The following is an 18,769-nucleotide window of genomic DNA, read 5'->3' as shown; positions in this document are numbered from 1 at the left end:
GTCGCATGCAATCCCCTTGCGGGGGTGTCGGTCATCCTGCTCCTGGATCTCGGGCAGAGGTCGCAGGATGACAGGGTGGTGAAGCTGTACGAGACGCTCAGGTCACATTCACCGTTCCCGGATGGGCATCTGCAAAAACGACTGCCACGGTGCGCCGGGCAATGCCTTTACAGGTGCTCATCCGTTGCGCAGCTTAACGAGTGCGGCAAGCGCGCTGCTTGCGGTGCTGCGACATATTCGGTCATTGGCAGGCAACTGGCGGGCCAGGCCTTGAACAACACTAGCAGCCACCGGACAAAACGGCAGTCGCGCCGAGGCTTTACGGGACTGTCGTGCCAGAAACGGTCCGCGCCGGGAACCCACTCTCTGACACACAAAGCAGCAGAAATTCCCCCGGGCTGGCAGAATTGCACTTTGTTCGCCCCGCTCCCCCACCGGAGCCAGACCCAGGACTCGCCCCATGCAAATGACCACCGCCCACCTGATCGCCAACCCGTGCGACGACGAAGAAGACAACATGGCCATGCTCTGCTGCCACAGCAACCAGGGCGAGATGTTCCTGATGACCCGCTACCCGGACGAGGACGAACTGGAGATCACCCTGGACGGCGAACCCTCGACCCTGGACGGGGTGAAAGTCACCCTGGGCCCGACCCGCCTGCTGATCGAAATCGCCGCGGCCGACGCCGACGCACTCAATGGCAGCGATCACCTGGAGATCCTGCACAACACCGCGGCGGCGGACCTGGCGGAAGTCGAGGAAACCCTGCGCAACATCCTCAAGGGCACCGGCACCTATATCAGAGAGTTTTGAGCTACAAGCTTTAAGCTACAAGCTTGGAGCTTGGAGCTACGAGCCACCGACTGGTTTCTTGACAAGAAACCAGCGCCCCGGCATTGTCTGACAACCTGACTTACGAGCCCCCTCCTCCATGCTTCAGCTCCAGCGCCCCGACACCCTGGTCGAACGAGTGGTCAACGCGATCCGCAAGGAGATCGACGCCGGCCGCCTGACCGCCGAATCGCGCCTGCCGACCGAACAGCAACTGACCGAGCAACTGAACGTCAGCCGCTCGGTGGTGCGCGAGGCCGTGGCGCAACTCAAGGCCGACGGCATCCTGGTCAGCCGCCGCGGGCTGGGCTCGTTCATTTCGCAGAATCCCAACGGCAGCGTGTTCCGTTTTCCCAGCCAGAAGGGCCGCAAGCCCGACCTGGTGCAGATGTTCGAAATGCGCCTGTGGATCGAAACCCAGGCCGCCTCCATCGCCGCCCAGCGCCGCGACGACGCCGACTTGCAACGCATGCGCAGCGCCCTGCAAGAGATGCACGACCAGCGCAGCGATCTGGCCGCGGCCGCCCTGGCCGACGTGGAGTTCCACCGGGCCATCGCCGACGCCAGCAAGAACCACTACTTCGTCGCCTTCCATGATTTTCTTCGTGGCCAGTTGGCCGAAGCGCGGCGCACCGCCTGGGAAAACTCGGCGGCCCATTCGGTCGGCGGTTCCGCCGATGCCGGCCGCGAACACCAGGCGCTGTACGAAGCCATCGCCGCTGGTGACCGGCAGCAGGCCGCCGCCTGCGCCGAAGCGCACCTGCGAGCCGCGGCCAAACGCTTGAAAATCGACCTGCCGAGTATCGATTAAACCCCTGAAACCCACTGTCTGGCGGACGCTGCCGCGCGGCGTCTTTTGTTTGCTTAGCTTTGTCTGACAACCTGATGATCAGACCCAAACAAGAATAACCAAGGTGACATCTGCATGATCTACGACTACTGCATCATCGGCGGCGGCATCGTTGGCCTCGCCACCGCCATGGCGCTGCTCGAACGCCAGCCCGGCGCCTCGCTGCTGATCCTGGAAAAGGAAAACCTCCTGGCCCGGCACCAGACCGGCCACAACAGCGGCGTGATCCACGCCGGCATCTACTACGCCCCAGGCAGCCTCAAGGCCGACCTGTGCAAGCGCGGCGCCCAGGCGACCAAGGATTTCTGTACCGAGCACGGGATCAGGTTCGAGGTCTGCGGCAAGCTGTTGGTGGCCTCCACGCCGCTGGAAGTCGAGCGCATGCATGCCTTGTACGAGCGCTCGCAGCAGAACGGCCTGAAGGTCGAACGGCTGGATGCGCAAGAGCTGCAGCGGCGCGAACCGAACATCGTCGGCCTCGGCGGCCTGTTCCTCGATGCCACCGGCATCGTCGACTACAAGCAGGTGTGCGAAGCCATGGCCCGGGTCATCCAGAAGGCCGGCGGCGAAGTGCAGCTGCAAACGACCGTGCGCGCCATCGCAGAAACCGCCGACAAGGTCACCATCAGCAGCGACGACAAGGTCTGGAGCGCCCGCCAGCTGGTGGCCTGCGCCGGCCTGCAATCGGATCGCCTGGCGGCCCTGGCCGGGGTCAGGATCGACCACCAGATCATCCCGTTCCGCGGCGAGTACTTCCGCCTGCCGGCGGCGAAGAACGCCATCGTCAATCACCTGATCTACCCGATTCCCGACCCGGAGCTGCCGTTTCTCGGCGTGCACCTGACCCGCATGATCGACGGCAGCGTCACCGTCGGGCCCAACGCCGTGCTCGGCCTGGGCCGGGAAAACTATCGCAAGTTCTCCATCAACTGGCGCGACGTGGCCGAGTACGCAACCTTCCCCGGTTTCTGGAAAACCATCTGGAACAACCTCGGCTCCGGCACCACGGAAATGAAGAACTCGCTGTTCAAGCGCGGCTACCTGGAGCAGTGCCGCAAATACTGCCCGTCCCTGGAAGTCGCCGACCTGCTGCCGTATGAGGCCGGGATTCGCGCCCAGGCGGTGATGCGCGACGGCACCCTGGTGCACGACTTCCTGTTCGCCGAAACCCCGCGCATGGTCCATGTCTGCAATGCCCCCTCGCCGGCCGCAACCTCGGCCATCCCCATCGGCCAGATGATTGCCGAGAGAATCCTCAAAGCCCGTTGATCCCCGCTGCACGGGTGCCTGGCGCCCGCTTGAAAATAACTACAAACAACAAGGAATCCTCAGATGTCAGTCCATGAGGCGGCCCCGGCCGCATGCGAAACGCCGCAACAAAAACAAAAACGCCTGCGCAAGGTCGCGGCGGCGACCATCTTCGGCTCGATGCTGGAGTGGTACGACTTCTATCTGTACGCCACCATGGCGGCCATCGTCTTCTCGAAAATCTTCTTCGACCCCAGCAACCCGAAAGTCGCCTCGCTGCTGGCGTTCTCCACCTTTGCCATCGGCTTTATCGCCCGCCCCTTCGGCGGCGTGCTGTTCGGCTATTTGGGCGACCGGTTCGGACGCAAGCAGGTGCTGGTCATCACCTTCTGCATGATGGGTGTGTGCACCACGCTGATCGGCCTGATTCCCAGCTATGCCTCGATCGGCATCTGGGCGCCGATCATCCTGGTGCTGGTGCGGATCATCCAGGGTCTGGGTGCCGGTGCCGAACTGTCCGGCGCGGCGGTGACCTCCTATGAGCACGCCAGCGAAGGCAAGCGCGGCAGCCAGGGGGCCTGGCCGGCGCTGGGCCTGAACCTTGGCCTGCTGCTGTCGTCGCTGACCGTCTACCTGCTGACCATGAACGGCAACGAGTTCCTGCTCTCCGGCGGCTGGCGCATTCCGTTCGTTTGCAGCATCGCCCTGGTCGGCGTCGGCCTGTGGGTACGGCGCAGCATTCCGGAAACCCCGCAGTTCGAGAAGCTGGACAAGGCGCAGGAAAAGCACAGTGCCAAGGCCCAGGCCTCGCCCCTCAAGCTGCTGTTCCAAAATGACCTCAAGGGCCTGGCCGTGGTGCTGTTCGTGGCCATCGGCTACAACGCCCTGAGCTACATCTTCAAGACCTTCTCCCTGGCCTACCTGACCCAGTACAAAGGCGTCGAGGCCCATGTCACTTCGCTGTCGGTGACCATCGCCAGCCTGGTGGCGATAGTCGCCGTGCCCTGCTTCGGCTGGCTCTGCGACAAGTGGAGCAGCAAGAAGGTGCTGATGCTCGGCGGCCTCTGCTCGGTGCTGTTCGCCTATCCGTTCCTGAGCCTGCTCAATACCGGCGAGCCGCTGATGATCTACCTGGCCATCGCCATCGGCACCGGGGTATTGGCGCCAATGATGTTCGCCCCCCAGGGCTCGTTCCTCAGCCGCCAGTTCCCGACCCAGACCCGCTCTTCCGGCTTCGGTACCGGCCGTGAAATCGGCACCGCCATCGCCGGTGGCCTGGCGCCCCTGGGCGGGCTGGCCCTGGTGGCCAACTCGGCGACCCACTCGACCGACGGGGTGGCGCTGATCCTGGCGGTCTCGGCGGTGATGGTGGTGGTCTTCGCCCTGTGCGACCAGGGCCGCAAGCACTCCAGCTTCAAGAACTGAGCACCCGCCACTGACGCGCTGTGAGGGCGGCGCGTCAGGCACCCGCCGCCATCCCCTTGCGTCGATCCTCACAATAGGTCCCAGCGTTGCGGACGATTACCGGTTATTTACAGAAATTTGCCAGGTGCCGTTAGTCGCCGGGGGCCCGGATGGATTAAAGTAACGCCCCCAGCCCTGGCGTTATTCGAACGCCCTCGGTCACCCTCTGCAGGAACAGTCATCGATGGAACATCGTGAAGCGCTACTCGCGCTGCGAACCTTTCTTTCAACGCAGATTCTCGGCCAGGAAAAACTCATCGAGCGCTTGCTCATCGCCCTGCTCGCCGACGGCCACATGCTGGTCGAGGGCGCCCCGGGCCTGGCCAAGACCAAGGCCATCAAAGAGTTGGCCGAAGGCATCGAAGCGCAGTTCCATCGCATCCAGTTCACCCCCGACCTGTTGCCGGCCGACATCACCGGCACCGAAATCTATCGCCCGGAAACCGGCAGCTTCGTGTTCCAGCAAGGGCCGATCTTCCACAACCTGGTGCTGGCCGACGAAATCAACCGCGCCCCGGCCAAGGTCCAGTCGGCCTTGCTCGAAGCCATGGGCGAGCGCCAGGTCAGCGTCGGCCGCAGCACTTATGAGCTGTCGCCGCTGTTCCTGGTGATGGCCACGCAGAACCCCATCGAGCAGGAAGGCACCTACCCGCTGCCCGAAGCCCAGCTCGACCGTTTCCTGATGCACGTGAAAATCGGCTTCCCCGACGCCGCCGTCGAACGGCGCATCCTGCAACAGGCCCGTGGCGAAGCACTGAACGGCGAAACCAAGCCCGAGCGCCGCATCAGCCAGCAGGCGATCTTCGCCGCGCGCAAGGAAATCCTCGGCCTGTACATGGCCGACGCCGTGGAGGAATACCTGGTGCAACTGGTGATGGCCACCCGCACCCCGGCCAAGTTCGACCCGGAGATGGCCGAATGGATCGCCTATGGTGCCAGCCCGCGCGGCTCCATCGCCCTCGACCGCTGCGCCCGGGCCCACGCCTGGCTGGCCGGGCGCGACTTCGTCAGCCCCGAGGACATCCAGGCGGTGCTGTTCGACGTGTTGCGCCACCGCATCATTCTGTCCTTCGAAGCAGAAGCCGCCGGCATCGACCAGGACCGGGTGGTCCAGCGGATTCTCGACGTCGTAGCCGTCGCTTGACCCCGATGAACGCCAGCCCTGTCGATGCCCCGGGCATCCGCGTCAGCCTCGCCGAGCTGATCGAGATGCGCCATCGCGTGCGCGAAGTGCAGCTGTTCTCCACGCCGAGCCAGCGCAGCCCGCTGGTCGGCCTGCACCACTCCAAGCTGCGCGGCCGTGGCGTCGACTTCGACCAGGTGCGGGTCTACCAGGCCGGCGACGACGTGCGCAGCATCGACTGGCGCGTCACCGCGCGCACCCAGGAACCGCACACCAAGCTGTTCCACGAAGAGCGCGAACGGCCGATCTTCATCATGGTCGAGCAGAGCCGGCGGCTGTTCTTCGGTTCCGGGCTGATGTTCAAGTCGGTGCTCGCCGCCCAGGCCGCGAGCCTGATCGGCTGGGCCGCCCTGGGCCACAACGACCGGGTCGGCGGCCTGGTATTCGGCGACGACGAGCACTACGAGATCAAGCCGCGGCGCAGCAAACAGAGCCTGCTGCAACTGCTCAACCGCCTGGTGCGGGTCAACCAGTCGCTGCACAGTGAAACCGAACCCGAGCGCGATGCCCTCGGCATCGCCCTGCGCCGTGGCCGCGAAGTGCTGCGCCCGGGCAGCCTGGTGATCGTGATCTGCGACGAGCGTGCCCTGAGCGACGCCGCCGAACAGCAACTGAGCCTGCTGTCGCGCCACTGCGATTTGCTGCTGATGCCGCTGTCCGACCCGCTGGACCACGCCCTGCCCGCCGCTGGCCTGTTGCGTTTCGCCGAACGCGGCGCGCAGCTGGAGCTGGACACCCTCAACTACGAACTGCGCCAGGCCTATCGGGCGCAGAGCGAAGCGCGCATCGCCCGCTGGGAACTGCTGGCGCAGAAGCTGCGGGTGCTGCTGATGCCCCTGAGCACCCAGAGCGAAATGGTCGAGCAACTGCGCGAGTACCTGAACCCGCAACGCCCGGGGAAAACCCGATGAGCAGCCTCGACCAACTGCAGCCCTTGATCGCCCCGCCCGCCATCGGCCTGTGGCCGCCGGCACCGGGCTGGTGGCTGCTGCTGGTGTTGCTGCCGCTGCTCGGCTTTGGCCTGTGGCGACTCAAGCGCTTCTGGCCGCGCCAACATGCCCTGCCCCGCGCCGAACAACCGCTGGACCCGCTGCGCCTGGCCGCCCTCGCCGAACTGGCGCTGCTGCCCAAGCCCTACGACGGCGCGCCCGCCGGCGCCTGGCTGCAACAGCTCAATGGCTTGCTCAAGCGTCTGTGCCGCAACCATTACCCCTACAGCCAGAGCCACACCCTCAACGGCCGCAAGTGGCTGGCGTTCCTCGACAACCGCTGCCCGGCGGCCGGCCTCACGCGCTGGATGGTCCTGGTGGAAGGCGCCTACAAGCCCGAGTGCAAGCTCGACGACAAGGCCATCGCCGGCCTGACCCAGGCGGTGGAAATCTGGATTCGCAAACATGTTTGAGTTCGCCTGGCCGTGGATCTTCGCCCTGCTGCCGCTGCCTTGGCTGCTGCGGGTGCTGCTGCCGGTGGCCGACAGCGGCGAACCGGCGCTAAAAGTCAGCTTCCTCAGCGACCTGGAAGGCCTGGCCAAGCGCCGCGCCCGAGCCAACCTGCCGACCTGGCGCCAGCAGGCTCCATTCATTCTGTTGTGGCTGTTGCTGCTGGTGGCCGCCGCCCGCCCGCAATGGCTGGGCGAACCGCTGCCGGTGGCCGCCAGCGGCCGCGACCTGCTGGTGGCGGTGGACGTCTCCGGATCCATGGACTTCCCCGACATGCAATGGCAGGACGAAGACGTCAGCCGCCTGAACCTGGTCCAGCACCTGCTCGGCGACTTCCTGGAAAGCCGCGAAGGCGACCGCGTCGGCCTGATCCTGTTCGGCAGCAAGGCCTACCTGCAGGCGCCGCTGACCTTCGACCGGCACACCGTGCGCGTCTGGCTGGACGAAGCGAAGATCGGCATCGCCGGCAAGAACACCGCCATCGGCGACGCCATCGGCCTGGCGCTCAAGCGCCTGCGCCAGCGTCCGGCGCAGAGCCGGGTGCTGATCCTGGTCACCGACGGCGCCAACAACGGCGGTGAAATCGACCCGCTGACCGCCGCCCGCCTGGCCGCCGAAGAAGGCGTGAAGATCTACCCGATCGGCATCGGCGCCGACCCGGAGCAAAGCGGCACCCTGGGTTTCCTCGGCCTCAACCCGAGCCTGGACCTCGACGAGCCAGCCCTCAAGGCCATCGCCGAAGCCACTGGCGGGCGCTATTTCCGCGCCCGCGACAGCCAGGAGCTGCAAACGATCAAGGACACCCTCGACCAACTGGAACCGGTGACCCAGCAGCCGACCCAGGCCCGTTCGGCGCAAGCGCTGTACAGCTGGCCGCTGGCCGCGGCGCTGCTGTTGAGCATGCTACTGGTGGTGCGCGAGCGCTGGCCGGACCATCCGCTGCAACGCTTCTTCACCCGCGAGCGCTTTCTGCAACCTTTGCCAGACTGGCGCGAACGGCTCAAACGCCTGCGCCTGCGGAGGCGTCGATGAGCGCGCCGTTCTGGGCCGAACTCTGGCCCCACTGGTTCCGTCCCTGGTGGCTGCTGCTGTTGCCGCTGCTCGGCTGGCTGTTGTGGCAGTTGTGGCACCGGCAGAAACGCGCTGGCCGTTGGCAGATGATCCTGCCGCCGGCCTTTCACGCCGCCCTGCTCAGCGGCGGCAACGGCCGCGAAAGCAAACTGCCGTGGATCGCCCTCGGCCTGGCCTGGATCCTCGCCGTGCTGGCCCTGCTCGGCCCCGGCTGGCAGCGGGTCGAACAGACCAGCCAGAAACCGGCCGACCCGCTGGTGGTGCTGCTGGAACTGACCCCGGAAATGCTCGCCGGCGACGTCCCGCCCAATCGCCTGGAACAGGCCCGGCGCAAGCTGCTGGACCTGTTGCAGGTACGCAGCGATGCGCAGACGGCAATCGTGGTCTACGCCGGCAGCGCCCACACCCTGGTGCCGCTGTCGGACGACCTGGCCACCAGCCGCAACCTGCTGGAAGCCCTCAAGCCGTCGATCATGCCCCAGCCCGGCCATCGCGCCGACCTGGCCCTGCAAAAAGCCTTGAAGCTGCTGGACCAGGGCGCGCTGGGCCAGGGCCGGATCCTGCTGATCGGCTCGTCCCTGAGCGAGCAGGAACGCCAGGGCATCCGCCAGGCCCTCGGTGGCCAGGCACCGCAGCTGTTGATGCTCGGGATCGGCAGCCGCCAGGGCTCGCCGGTGGCCCAGGAAGACGGCAGCTTTCTCAAGGACGAACAGGGCGCGATCCTCATGTCGCGCCTCGACGGTCCGAGCCTGAAGCGCTTCATCGGCGAAATGGGCGGCCGTTATCGCCCGGCACGCCTGGACGATAACGACCTGCGCGGCCTGGGCCTGCTCAGCGGTCCGCAGAACCTGCGCAGCGACGGCCAGACCCTGCGCCTGGACACCTGGGCCGACCAGGGTTACTGGCTGCTCCTGCCGCTGTTGCTGCTGGCCGCCTGCGCCGGGCGCCGCGGCTGGCTGTTCTGCCTGCCGCTGCTGCTGTTCGCCGTGCCGCAGCCCAGCTACGCCTTCGAGCTCAACGACCTGTGGCTGCGCCCCGACCAGCAGGGCCAGCGCCTGCTGGAACAGAAGCGGCCCGGCGAGGCGGCGCAGCATTTCGAGGACCCACAGTGGCAAGGGGTGGCGCTGTACGAGGCCGGCAACTACGCCGCTGCCGCTCAGCGCTTTGCCGAAGGCAACGACGCCCGCGCCCACTACAATCGTGGCAACGCCCTGGCCAGGAGCGGCGAGCTGGAAGCCGCGCTGGATGCCTACGAGCAGGCCCTGGAACTGCAACCGGAGCTTGCCGCCGCGCAAAAGAACAAGGCCCTGGTCGAGCGCCTGCTGCAGGAAACCGAGCCCGAGCCGCCGGAAGAACCGGCCAAGGGCGAAAGCCAGGACAACGACGAAACCCGCCAGCCGCCGCAAGCCGGCGCGGCGACCCAGGCACCGGTCACCCCGGGCCAGCAGCCGCCGGAGAACAGTCACCCCACCAGCGCCGACGAGTCGACGGACGACGAGGTCGCCACCCCGGGCAACGATGCGGTTCCCGGCAGCGAACTGGGCGACGAACAGACCACCACGCCGCCGCTGCGCGATGCCCAGGACAATTTCGACGGCGAACACCGTCAGGCATTGGAACAATGGCTGCGGCAGATTCCGGACGATCCGGGCGAACTGCTGCGCCGCAAGTTCTGGTACGAACAGCAACAACATCAGGATCAGGGAAAAATTCGATGACCCGCTTCACCGCCCTCTTACTCACGCTTGTGCTGACACTCGGCGCCTTTGCTGCCCGGGCCGAGGGGCTGGTCGCCAGTGTCGACCGCAGCCGCGTGAACTCTGGGGAAACCGTCGAGCTGACCCTGGAATCCAACAATGTCACGCTGTTCGGCAAACCCGACCTGACCCCGCTGCAAGCGCAGTTCGAGGTCCAGGGCACGCGCCAGGTCAACCAGTTGACCAGCCTCAACGGCGACAACCAAGCCATCACCCGCTGGATCATCACCCTGCTGCCCAGGACCACCGGCACCGTGGTGATCCCGCCCCTGCAACTGGGCGACGTACAGAGCCAGCCGATCACCCTGCAGGTGCTGCAAAGCGCAAGCCGCAGCGACAGCGCGCCGCTGGAGCCGGTGTTCATCGACGCCAGCCTCGACCAGGACAGCGTCTACGTGCAGGCCCAGGCGGTGCTGACCCTGCACATCTATCACTCGGTGTCGCTGTACGACGACAGCAGCCTGACGCCGCTGCAGATCGACGACGCCCGGGTCGAACAGCTCGGCGAATCGCGCACCTATGAAAAAGTCATCAACGGCGTGCGCCACGGCGTGATCGAGATCCGCTACGCGATCTTCCCCCAGCACAGCGGTGTGCTGGACATTCCGGAGCTGACCTTCAGCGCCACCCTGGCCGACACTGCCAGCACCCAGGACCCGGCGCCCCAGGGCCTGAAGCCGGGCAAGCTGATGCACGTGAGCTCGGCGCAGATGCCACTGACGGTCAAGGCCAAGCCGGCCGAATACCCGGCCGACGCGCCCTGGCTGCCGGCCCGCAGCCTGAGCCTGGGCGAAAGCTGGAACCCCGAGCCGGACCACAGCCAGGTCGGCGACTCGCTGACCCGCAGCCTGACCCTCAAGGCCGAGGGCCTGTCCAGCTCGCAGCTGCCACCCTTGCCGGTGACCGAAGCCAACGGCCTGCGCAGCTACCCGGACCAGCCGCAACTGAGCAATCAAGTCAGCGACCGCGGGCTGATCGGCAGCCGCGAGGACAGCCAGGCCCTGGTGCCGAACCGCAGCGGCAGCATCGACCTGCCGGCGCTCGAAGTGGTCTGGTGGAACACCCATGAGGACCACCTGGAACGCAGCAGCCTGCCGGCGCGCACCCTGCAGGTGGCGAACAACCCAAGCCTGGTGGTGGACACCCCGGCCGGCGCGACACCATCTGGCGCCGGTGGCAACAGCGGCACGCTGTGGGCCTGGAAACTCAGCACCCTGCTGCTCGCCTGCACCACCCTGCTCGGCTTCGGCCTCTGGTGGCGCGCGCGCTGGCAACCGGCAATCCTGCGCGCGGTGCAGGCCGGCCCCAACCCGCGCACCCTGCTCGACGACCTCAAGCGCGCCTGCCTGGCCAACGACCCGCAAGCCACCCGCCAGGCCCTGGACGCCTGGGCCCGCCAGCAACCGGAAACCCTGGCCGACATGGCCGCCCGCTTCGTGCCCCTGTCCGACGCCCTGGACGGCCTCAACGGCGCGCTCTACAGCGAAACCGGCCACTACTGGCAAGGCGAAGAACTGTGGCGCGCGATCCGCACCATCCCGATCGCCGAACACGTCCAGGCCCCGCTGGCCGACACCAGCAGCCTGCCGCCGCTGTATCCGAAATAACCCAGGAAACCGCGCAGCCTTGCGCTGCGGTTTCTGCACCCCATTTCAGAATTGTCCCCTTCCCCAGCACGGGCCGAGAGTGAGCTAATCCCCACTCTCCCCCGTCGAGGCAGGCCACGAATCTTGATCATCACCTCCAGCGCCCGTTTTCTGCTCATCACCCATTTGAGTGGCAGCGCCTTCGAGCCAACCAACCACCTGCGTGAGCGGCTGAACTCGATTCTTGACCGAGAGCTGAACGCGAATTGCCAGTTGTTGTTCTGCAATGTCGAGCAGACGGAGTTGGGGTGGCTGATTCAGTCGAGCCAGACCTATCGGGAGATCGATGCTTGCCTGTGCCGACTGGTCCTGCCCGACTCCCCAGCGCTGTGCACTACTGGGCGGCGGATGGAGCGCTTTGAACTGTTCGAACAGTATGAACAGCGCGGATTGGCTGCCGCCTGGCTGTGGTGCGGGAGCCTTGTTGAAAAGATGTACCTGAGATTGCTGGCGCGGATTTACCCGGTATCGGGTGAGCCTGACGATGGGAAATCGACACTTCGCTGACGTATCTGCTTTCGGCCAGAAGCGGCCTCAGGCGGACGGCCTAGTCGGATAGGGACGCTCGCTCGTATAGCTTCGCCATGAGGCCCGGAAGTGCCCACACCACTAGGGCCAATTCACCTAATACGAGTAACTAAATGCCCTCGCTAGAATCGGAGCGATCGCTGGCTATCTGGCTTGGCGTATCCCAGGCTCTGGGGCATTCAATTCGCCTGAAAATATAACTGGAATTCTTATGCGGGGCGGTTGCACTCAGCTCCTGCAACCGCCGTCCCTTTTCTTTCATTGGAGCGGCGCCATACTGTCTAGATAGTCAAGGCTTTGGCGGCTGATACAAGGGAGGATTAGCTACATAGCGTTTTGCGTTAAACCATGTAACGCTCCCTCGCTTCTCGGTCCCACCATCAGGATCATTAAAGATAATTTCTTTTGAAGTGGTATCCACTCCAGTAACAACAATAATATGCGCTGGCCCAAACCAATCGCCATCTAGCCAGAGTGGTCCGTACTGCCGTAGAGCGGCCTCGATTTGTTCGGCCGTGCATCCAACAGGCAGCTCGGCGTCTGTCAATCCTTCGTTCTTCGTGAGTAACCGTATCTGAGCGGGCGTAACGCCAGTGTTTGCGGCGTAGACAGTAGGGATGCCGAGCCGTGGCCCTTGCTCTCGATAGAAAGCCACCATACAGGCAGCGGCGTACCAGCAGGACATCGTTTTGTCTTGCGCCACCTTTGGAACCGTCATTTTGAATGTCATGGTACCTCCAGGATATAAAAGGGACCGTGGTCAGTGATGGGAAAAGGGGACAGATTTGAATGGCACTTACTTAGCGTTTAAGTAAGTGCCATTCAAATCTGTCCCCTTTTCTCGTCCTGTATAAAAACACAGTTCCCAAAAGCCGGCATGGACAGTCCAACCTCCAAACCCCGCCTGCATGAAGAATACTTAGGTACAGGCCACGACTTCTCGGCGAAGTGTTGTCGTAAATCATGACTCGGCCTCTTTTAACAGGTCATTTCCAGTCATCGGCTGAAAGCCCACTGAAATTCTGTAAGTGCCAAGCAGGAAGGAAGATAACTGGCATCCAGCCTGCGGGGTGCGTCATTGCGTTGCTTGAACGCTAGTCGACAGTGACCTAGGTCGCAAGTATTTTCCTGGCCAGTGGTCATCCTCCTTTGGGCTTGAGAGAAAAGGGGACAGATTTATTTGCAGGCCAGGTCGTCCGCTCCTGGCCGAAAGCTGCCACCCGATGAGGCCTATCAAACCAGGGGCGATTCATCATTCACCGGCGGACCTACCGCTTAACTCAAAGATTCAGATAGATTCAATAGTGGCAAGGGAGAAGGAAGCACAGCGGTTGCTTGCGAGCCAAGGCATCGCGACAAGTATCGAACTGCAGATTGAAGCGGCTGGAGCGATAGCCATTGGAGTCGAAGCCTGGCACAGCGATGCCGTGCTGAAGGCACTTCGCAACAGGCTGCGCTGATCACTCGGCTCCGCCCCACACTTAACCAGATTTCTTGGCTAGGCCGCTATCAACCAGAAGTGTTCATCGAAATATCCACCCCGTTATGAGACAAGGACGGCGAGCCCTGCCGAGCCCCACACACTCAAGGAGAATTGCCCATCATGGATACAGCCATCACGTACCGAACGGCAACCGTAGAGGATGCGCTGACCATTTGTGAGTTGGGACAATTACTCAACGCGATTCATCACGCTGCCCGTCCCGATATTTACACTGCTGCCACCCAGGACTTTTCGCGCGACCTCCCTCACTGGATGAGTTTTTTCGAGAAACCGACCCAGGTTGTTTTCATTGCGAATATCGGCCACCAGGCCGCTGGTTTCATTTCCGCCAGCCTGTCGACAAGCTCCGGTCCGCTGATGCAACCGCTGGATTTCGTTCGTATTGGATCGGTGTGTGTAGACGAGCAATTTTGGGGGAAGGGTATTGGTCGAACCCTGGTAAAACTCGTTCAAGACTGGGCAATCGAGCACAACGCCAAAGATATAAGACTGTCGGTATGGACGTTCAATGCACGTGCAACCCGTATGTACACGGAGTTGGGGTTCGAGCCCCGGGCACTCGAGATGGGGATGTCCGTTTAGAGGGCATTCCCCCATGGTAAAAAAGGTAGACATCCCGAGCCTTCTTGATAGGCCCTGGCAAGGATACGAGGCTAGCGGCTGCTGTTGGCAACCTCAGCATCCTGTCGATGATGCTGAGGACCGGTTTAATTCACATTCCAAAGCAGACGCTGTCAGTCACTCGCCAAAGTGGATTTCACCCTTGAGCCTTTGCGGTTGAAATGGGCATCGAATCACGCCGAACGCTGTTCTATCCACCGCCGATATTGGCGAGTGCGACAGGCATTGGCGAACTGTTGCAAGAGCAGCGCGCGTAACGGTGACACGCCTGGATAGGGCTTTTTGTCCTGGCTGAGTTTGCGCAGCTGGAACTTGACGACCGCCATGTTGGCCAAGGACGCGATGGCCTTGTTTTTCCAGGTGATTGGTGGCAATTGCGGAGCATTGTCTTTACCCAGAAGCCAATCACGCGGCAGGTAGGGATCGATGGCCAAGGCCGTTCCGATACCGACCATGTCCACGCCACTCTTGACGACCATTTCGGCAACGGGACGCCGGCGTACGCCACCAGTGACCATCACCGGCATCCTGGCGACGGTCTGGATGTCGCGGGCAAACTCGACGAAATAGGCCTCACGCGCCAGAGTGCGACCATCGCGCGCCTCGCCTTGCATGGCCGGCACTTCGTAGCTGCCACCGGATAACTCGACCAGATCCACACCCAGGTCGTTGAGCAGCTCAACCACCTTTTTCGCGTCATCGGCGGTGAATCCGCCACGTTGGAAATCAGCCGAGTTGAGTTTGACCGCCACCGCAAAGCCTGGGGAAACCACGGCCCGTACCGCCGTGACAATCTCAAGCAGCAGGCGTGCCCGGTTTTCCAGGGAGCCGCCCCACTCGTCCGTTCTCTGATTGGTCAGTGGCGACAGGAACTGGCTCAACAGATAGCCATGGGCCGCGTGGATTTCCACGCCGGTGAAACCGGCCTCTTCACCGAGGCGCGCAGCCCGTGCGAAGCGCTGGATAACCTCTTCGATCACGCTGGGGGTCATCGCGTGGGGCGTGGCGAAGTGCTTGGACATTTTGCCCAGGTTCAGCGGTATGGCTGACGGTGCCCAGGTCTTCTGCCCAAGGCTTGCCCGCATCTGGCGGCCTGGATGATTGATCTGCAGCCAGAACTGCGCACCGCCGGATCGACCGATCCGTGCCCAGCGCCTGAACTTGTCCAGTTGCTGGTCATCCTGCAGCACCACGCCGCCCGGCCCGGTCATGGCGCGGCCATCGACCATCACGTTGCCTGTGATTATCAGCCCGGCGCCACCATCGGCCCACGCCTGATACAGGCGCATCAGTTCTTCGGAGGGCGCCTGGTCGGCGTCCGCCATGTTCTCTTCCATGGCGGCTTTGGCGACGCGGTTCTTGATGGTCGAACCATTGGGGAGTATCAGGGTGTCGAACACATTCATGGGCAGTCCCTCATTTGACGTGGGGCCAGCCTAAGTTTGAAGTGAACTTGAAGGTCAATACCTCTTTTTCAACTTCATCCGACAGTTTCATCGGACACCGCCTATTCGATGTTCAAGGCGCCCGATCCTGGCAAGCGCGTCACCAGATCGGCGCCCAGCAACCTCGCAGGCGTGTAGGCACCGCCAGCCGGGCGCGCCTGTAACAGGTAGTCGACCACGGTCAGCGCACCGTAGACCGTCAGACTGTAGACATTGGTGGTGTGCACGCGCGCCACCTTGCAATCGCCGCGAGCGTTACGGGCTTCGCCCCAGACATAGGTGCCCTGATCGGCGCGCTTTTCGTCATCCGGGCCGATCACGGTCTTGCCGATGTGTGCCTTGAGCCGCTTCTGCACGAACGAAAAGCCCAGCAGCGGGCGAATGAAGTTGGCGAACCTGGCGCTGCGAATCATGCCGGCGGAGCCCGGCACGAACACCTCGATATTGGCAATGCCGGTGGTGTGATAGGCCGTGGAAACGTCCCCCCAGGGAATGGTCATGGCAAGCTTCTCTCCAGCGCCAAAGTCGATACGACGCACCCGATAGGCCAAGGGTACAGACACGATTTTCCCCTCGCGACGTACCTTGCCGCCCTGGGCCAGGCCTTCGATCGAAGTCTTGGCGGTGCCCGGCGACAAGCTGGAGCGCGAATCGAACCCCAAGGCCAGGTGCGTTGCATCCGGCAGCGCGGCCTTGAGTGCGGCGGCGACGCAGTCGGTGGGGATCACGTCGAAGCCGACGCCGGGGCAAATCACCACGCCCGCCGCTTGCGCACGCTCATGCAGGGACTGGGCATGCTCGAACACGGCGATCTCGCCGGTGATGTCCAGGTAGTGCGAATGGGCCCGCAGGCAAGCGTCCATCATTGGTGCGGCGGTCGCCGAAAACGGCCCCGCGCAATGCAGAACCAAGCCATGGCCCTTGATCTGGGCCAGCAGTCGCACCTCGTCATCCAGCCCGAAAATACGTGCCTCAAGCCCCAGCTCCCGGGCCAAGGGTTCGATCCTGCCGCGGCTGCGCCCCGCCAGCACCGGCCTGAGCCCACGCTTGACGGCTTCGCGGGCGATCAGCTCGCCGGTATACCCGTAGGCGCCATAGATCATCCATTTCATCTGCGCCAAGGGGTGGTCTTGCTGGCTCATGCTGTGGCTCCTGACTGGATGGTTAAGTGCGTTGTTGCCCAATCGGCGCCAGACGCTAACGTTGAAGTCAGGTTTAGAGTCAAGCAGAAGCGCGCCAGCGCCAACGGAAGCTTTTTGGAAATGTGGGGTTGACCTTAAAGCATGGTTTAAGGTGAGCATGACTGGCACTGCATGACAGTCGGAGCCCGGATGATGTTGAAGACCCTTGTTTCTTGTGCGTTGGTATTGATAGGCGGTGTATTCATGACTTTTGCAAATGCTGAAACCAACCCTTCCACTGCAATACCGAAGGATCGCCAGATACTGGTGATCATGACCAACCACGCCAGCTATCCCTCACGCACCGACACCACGGGGCTGTGGTTGACCGAGCTGACGCATTTCACGGATGTCGTCGAGGCCGCCGGTTATACGACGGTTTTTGCCAGCCCCAAGGGCGGAGCGGTTCCGCTGGACGAGCGCAGCCTCGGTTGGCTCTATATGGACAAGGCCGCCCGTGAGCATTTGCAGTCACCGGCGTTTCGCGCTCGCCTGAACAACACGATACCGATCGCCGACATCGATCCCTCCCGGTTCAGCGTCATCTATTTCACGGGGGGCCACGGCGTCATGTGGGACTTTCCCGAAAACCCGGACCTGCGTCGTGTTGCCGAAAAGATCTACAACCAGGGCGGCATCGTCTCAGCCGTCTGCCATGGCGTGGCGGGACTGGTGGATCTCAAGGATGAGCAAGGCCAGGCACTGATCAAGAACAGGAACATCACCGGTTTCTCAAATCGCGAAGAGCTGCTTTCGGGCATGAAGAACCAGGTTCCCTTCTTCCTCGAGGACAGGCTGGTCGGCCAGGGTGCGCGTTACCGCAAGGCCTGGTTGCCATTCACCTCATTTGCCATCACCGATGGACGCCTGGTGACGGGGCAGAACCCTCAGTCGCCCAGGGCCGTGGCTGAAGCCGTGATGGCCTTGCTCTCGGCGGGCAATAAAACTCGCTGAGCCATTGCAAACGGCACGCTGAAAACCAACGAAAAAAGCCAGCTCACGGCACTTGACCTTAAAGTTCAGTGCCGAGCTTGCCAGGGTTCGCGGCGTTGTCGGTTATAACCTGCCGAAATGGCTGACAGGTATTGAGCGAAAAGAGGATGCCAAATCGGTGGTCTATGACATTACCGACAGCCAGACCGGCCAGGTGGACGTGTCCTTCACCGCGAAGAAGCTCAATTTGGGAAAATGCTGAAGTACGAATATGTGCCAGCGTTCCAAAGCGCGCTCTACGCGCCAAAACCACTGGTTACCCTGGTTGGTACGCACTGATCAAAGGGGCATGGCTTTTTACCCCTTATCAGCCTGACAGGTTGCCTGTTACTTGGAAGACGCACCATTACGGCGGCCTGAAGCGGGCGCCACCCCCTCTTCGCGCAGACGATGCAATAACAACTGCGTGTTCTCCACACAGCCCATACCCTCGGGCTTACTCTCGACACCCTCGATCACAAGCAGTAGTTGGGCTTTATTCTGGGCCAGCCGTTGCTGGAGAATTTCGATTTCCTCGACCTTGCGCTTGAGCCCACTGAGCAACTCTTCATGCCGCCATCCGTTGGCATTCGTCGGCAGTAACTGGCGGATCTCCTCCAGCGAAAAACCTGCCGCCTGTGCCCCGGTGATGATCTCCAGGACCCACTCGGTGTCAGGTGCGTAGTCCCGATACCCGTTGGCTTTGCGCTCGACGGATTTGATCAGGCCGCTCGCTTCGTAGAAGCGGATGCGTGAAGGCGCCAATCCGCTGATTTTCGCCAGTTCGCCAATTCTCATATTCCCACCCGAAAAACCATTGACCTTAAAGTTGACTTTAAACCTAAAGTAAATTGGCGGCCAAGCAGCGCAGGTGTAAAGCACTGCTCTGATCTTGAAGATTAAAAACTGTCGCTAAAGATTAAAAACTGTCGCAGAGGGAAGGAGCTACCCTAGCTCCCTCCCTCGACACAGCCTTCCTTTCTCCCGTTGCCGCTCCCGCAACCTGCTTCGGCTGTAGTGGTCTAATG

17 protein-coding genes and 1 pseudogene are annotated in these 18,769 nt (G+C 62.9%); 14 read left to right on the top strand and 4 right to left on the bottom strand.

The genetic code is table 11. From position 1 onward, the window contains the following. Positions 1–460: 460 nt before the first annotated feature. The 11 genes from J4E58_RS30410 to J4E58_RS30360 all read left to right on the top strand — a co-directional run bounded on the left by J4E58_RS30410 (position 461) and on the right by J4E58_RS30360 (position 11,997). A complete protein-coding gene (locus J4E58_RS30410; RefSeq protein ID WP_087091148.1) occupies positions 461–814 on the top strand; it encodes a hypothetical protein in 354 nt (117 codons plus the stop codon). A gap of 118 nt (positions 815–932) precedes the next feature. After that, positions 933–1,643 carry a FadR/GntR family transcriptional regulator gene (locus J4E58_RS30405; RefSeq protein WP_007925785.1) on the top strand — a complete coding sequence of 237 codons (711 nt, stop codon included), beginning with the start codon at positions 933–935 and terminating at the stop codon, positions 1,641–1,643. Positions 1,644–1,757: 114 nt separating this feature from the next. Then, positions 1,758–2,951 (top strand): L-2-hydroxyglutarate oxidase, encoded by a 1,194-nt coding sequence (lhgO, locus tag J4E58_RS30400; protein ID WP_087091149.1) that lies wholly within the window; start codon positions 1,758–1,760, stop codon positions 2,949–2,951. A 63-nt stretch (positions 2,952–3,014) separates the two neighbouring features. Next, positions 3,015–4,355: an MFS transporter gene (locus tag J4E58_RS30395; RefSeq protein WP_087091150.1), complete on the top strand. Its 1,341-nt coding sequence runs from the start codon at positions 3,015–3,017 to the stop codon at positions 4,353–4,355. 223 nt (positions 4,356–4,578) lie between these two features. After that, complete coding sequence (locus tag J4E58_RS30390; protein WP_007925774.1) at positions 4,579–5,538, top strand: MoxR family ATPase; 960 nt, start codon at positions 4,579–4,581, stop codon at positions 5,536–5,538. Between the two features lie 5 nt (positions 5,539–5,543). Then, positions 5,544–6,488, top strand: coding sequence for a DUF58 domain-containing protein (locus tag J4E58_RS30385; protein ID WP_053260945.1), 945 nt, complete (start codon positions 5,544–5,546; stop codon positions 6,486–6,488). Continuing rightward, a complete protein-coding gene (locus J4E58_RS30380; protein WP_009043634.1) occupies positions 6,485–6,979 on the top strand; it encodes a DUF4381 domain-containing protein in 495 nt (164 codons plus the stop codon). The genes J4E58_RS30385 and J4E58_RS30380 overlap by 4 nt, the downstream gene beginning before the upstream one ends. After that, positions 6,972–8,048 (top strand): VWA domain-containing protein, encoded by a 1,077-nt coding sequence (locus J4E58_RS30375; RefSeq protein ID WP_087091151.1) that lies wholly within the window; start codon positions 6,972–6,974, stop codon positions 8,046–8,048. The genes J4E58_RS30380 and J4E58_RS30375 overlap by 8 nt, the downstream gene beginning before the upstream one ends. Then, positions 8,045–9,805 carry a VWA domain-containing protein gene (locus J4E58_RS30370; protein ID WP_087091152.1) on the top strand — a complete coding sequence of 587 codons (1,761 nt, stop codon included), beginning with the start codon at positions 8,045–8,047 and terminating at the stop codon, positions 9,803–9,805. The genes J4E58_RS30375 and J4E58_RS30370 overlap by 4 nt, the downstream gene beginning before the upstream one ends. Further along, entirely contained in the window at positions 9,802–11,451 is a 1,650-nt protein-coding gene (locus J4E58_RS30365; protein ID WP_087091153.1) for a BatD family protein, read from the top strand. Before J4E58_RS30370 ends, J4E58_RS30365 begins: the two co-directional genes overlap by 4 nt. 123 nt (positions 11,452–11,574) lie before the next feature. Then, complete coding sequence (locus J4E58_RS30360) at positions 11,575–11,997, top strand: hypothetical protein (protein ID WP_087091154.1); 423 nt, start codon at positions 11,575–11,577, stop codon at positions 11,995–11,997. A gap of 310 nt (positions 11,998–12,307) precedes the next feature. Here the strand turns inward: J4E58_RS30360 and J4E58_RS30355 are convergent, their stop codons facing one another. Next, positions 12,308–12,748 (bottom strand): papain-like cysteine protease family protein, encoded by a 441-nt coding sequence (locus J4E58_RS30355; protein WP_087091155.1) that lies wholly within the window; start codon positions 12,746–12,748, stop codon positions 12,308–12,310. Between the two features lie 873 nt (positions 12,749–13,621). Between J4E58_RS30355 and J4E58_RS30350 the strand changes: the two genes are divergently transcribed. Continuing rightward, on the top strand, positions 13,622–14,104 hold the full coding sequence (locus J4E58_RS30350; protein ID WP_009043626.1) for a GNAT family N-acetyltransferase: 483 nt from the start codon (positions 13,622–13,624) through the stop codon (positions 14,102–14,104). A gap of 212 nt (positions 14,105–14,316) precedes the next feature. Here the strand turns inward: J4E58_RS30350 and J4E58_RS30345 are convergent, their stop codons facing one another. Then, positions 14,317–15,549 (bottom strand): NADH:flavin oxidoreductase/NADH oxidase family protein, encoded by a 1,233-nt coding sequence (locus J4E58_RS30345; protein WP_087091157.1) that lies wholly within the window; start codon positions 15,547–15,549, stop codon positions 14,317–14,319. Positions 15,550–15,650: 101 nt separating this feature from the next. Then, positions 15,651–16,730: a trans-acting enoyl reductase family protein gene (locus J4E58_RS30340; protein WP_087091158.1), complete on the bottom strand. Its 1,080-nt coding sequence runs from the start codon at positions 16,728–16,730 to the stop codon at positions 15,651–15,653. 189 nt (positions 16,731–16,919) lie between these two features. Here J4E58_RS30340 and J4E58_RS30335 point away from each other — a divergent pair, with 189 nt between their 5' ends. Together J4E58_RS30335 and J4E58_RS31870 are read left to right on the top strand one after the other, a co-directional pair. After that, complete coding sequence (locus J4E58_RS30335) at positions 16,920–17,723, top strand: type 1 glutamine amidotransferase domain-containing protein (protein ID WP_087091181.1); 804 nt, start codon at positions 16,920–16,922, stop codon at positions 17,721–17,723. Between the two features lie 52 nt (positions 17,724–17,775). Continuing rightward, positions 17,776–18,041, top strand: a pseudogene (locus tag J4E58_RS31870) (acetoacetate decarboxylase (ADC)); the annotation flags it as partial. Positions 18,042–18,089: 48 nt separating this feature from the next. On the opposite strand, the gene J4E58_RS30325 reads toward J4E58_RS31870, so the two are convergent. Then, entirely contained in the window at positions 18,090–18,539 is a 450-nt protein-coding gene (locus J4E58_RS30325; protein WP_053260983.1) for a MerR family transcriptional regulator, read from the bottom strand. Positions 18,540–18,769 lie beyond the last annotated feature (230 nt).

It is taken from the genome of Pseudomonas sp. FW305-25 (assembly GCF_017351415.1).
GTDB lineage: Bacteria > Pseudomonadota > Gammaproteobacteria > Pseudomonadales > Pseudomonadaceae > Aquipseudomonas > Aquipseudomonas chlororaphis.
This window is presented reverse-complemented; position numbering and strand designations above follow the sequence as displayed.

Bases quoted from the DNA above. Each gene is read 5' to 3' on its own strand.
- J4E58_RS30410 (WP_087091148.1), top strand. From the start codon at position 461: ATGCAAATGACCACCGCCCACCTGATCGCCAACCCGTGCGACGACGAA.
- J4E58_RS30405 (WP_007925785.1), top strand. From the start codon at position 933: ATGCTTCAGCTCCAGCGCCCCGACACCCTGGTCGAACGAGTGGTCAAC.
- lhgO (WP_087091149.1), top strand. From the start codon at position 1,758: ATGATCTACGACTACTGCATCATCGGCGGCGGCATCGTTGGCCTCGCC.
- J4E58_RS30395 (WP_087091150.1), top strand. From the start codon at position 3,015: ATGTCAGTCCATGAGGCGGCCCCGGCCGCATGCGAAACGCCGCAACAA.
- J4E58_RS30390 (WP_007925774.1), top strand. From the start codon at position 4,579: ATGGAACATCGTGAAGCGCTACTCGCGCTGCGAACCTTTCTTTCAACG.
- J4E58_RS30385 (WP_053260945.1), top strand. From the start codon at position 5,544: ATGAACGCCAGCCCTGTCGATGCCCCGGGCATCCGCGTCAGCCTCGCC.
- J4E58_RS30380 (WP_009043634.1), top strand. From the start codon at position 6,485: ATGAGCAGCCTCGACCAACTGCAGCCCTTGATCGCCCCGCCCGCCATC.
- J4E58_RS30375 (WP_087091151.1), top strand. From the start codon at position 6,972: ATGTTTGAGTTCGCCTGGCCGTGGATCTTCGCCCTGCTGCCGCTGCCT.
- J4E58_RS30370 (WP_087091152.1), top strand. From the start codon at position 8,045: ATGAGCGCGCCGTTCTGGGCCGAACTCTGGCCCCACTGGTTCCGTCCC.
- J4E58_RS30365 (WP_087091153.1), top strand. From the start codon at position 9,802: ATGACCCGCTTCACCGCCCTCTTACTCACGCTTGTGCTGACACTCGGC.
- J4E58_RS30355 (WP_087091155.1), bottom strand. From the start codon at position 12,748: ATGACATTCAAAATGACGGTTCCAAAGGTGGCGCAAGACAAAACGATG.
- J4E58_RS30350 (WP_009043626.1), top strand. From the start codon at position 13,622: ATGGATACAGCCATCACGTACCGAACGGCAACCGTAGAGGATGCGCTG.
- J4E58_RS30345 (WP_087091157.1), bottom strand. From the start codon at position 15,549: ATGAATGTGTTCGACACCCTGATACTCCCCAATGGTTCGACCATCAAG.
- J4E58_RS30340 (WP_087091158.1), bottom strand. From the start codon at position 16,730: ATGAGCCAGCAAGACCACCCCTTGGCGCAGATGAAATGGATGATCTAT.
- J4E58_RS30335 (WP_087091181.1), top strand. From the start codon at position 16,920: ATGATGTTGAAGACCCTTGTTTCTTGTGCGTTGGTATTGATAGGCGGT.
- J4E58_RS30325 (WP_053260983.1), bottom strand. From the start codon at position 18,539: ATGAGAATTGGCGAACTGGCGAAAATCAGCGGATTGGCGCCTTCACGC.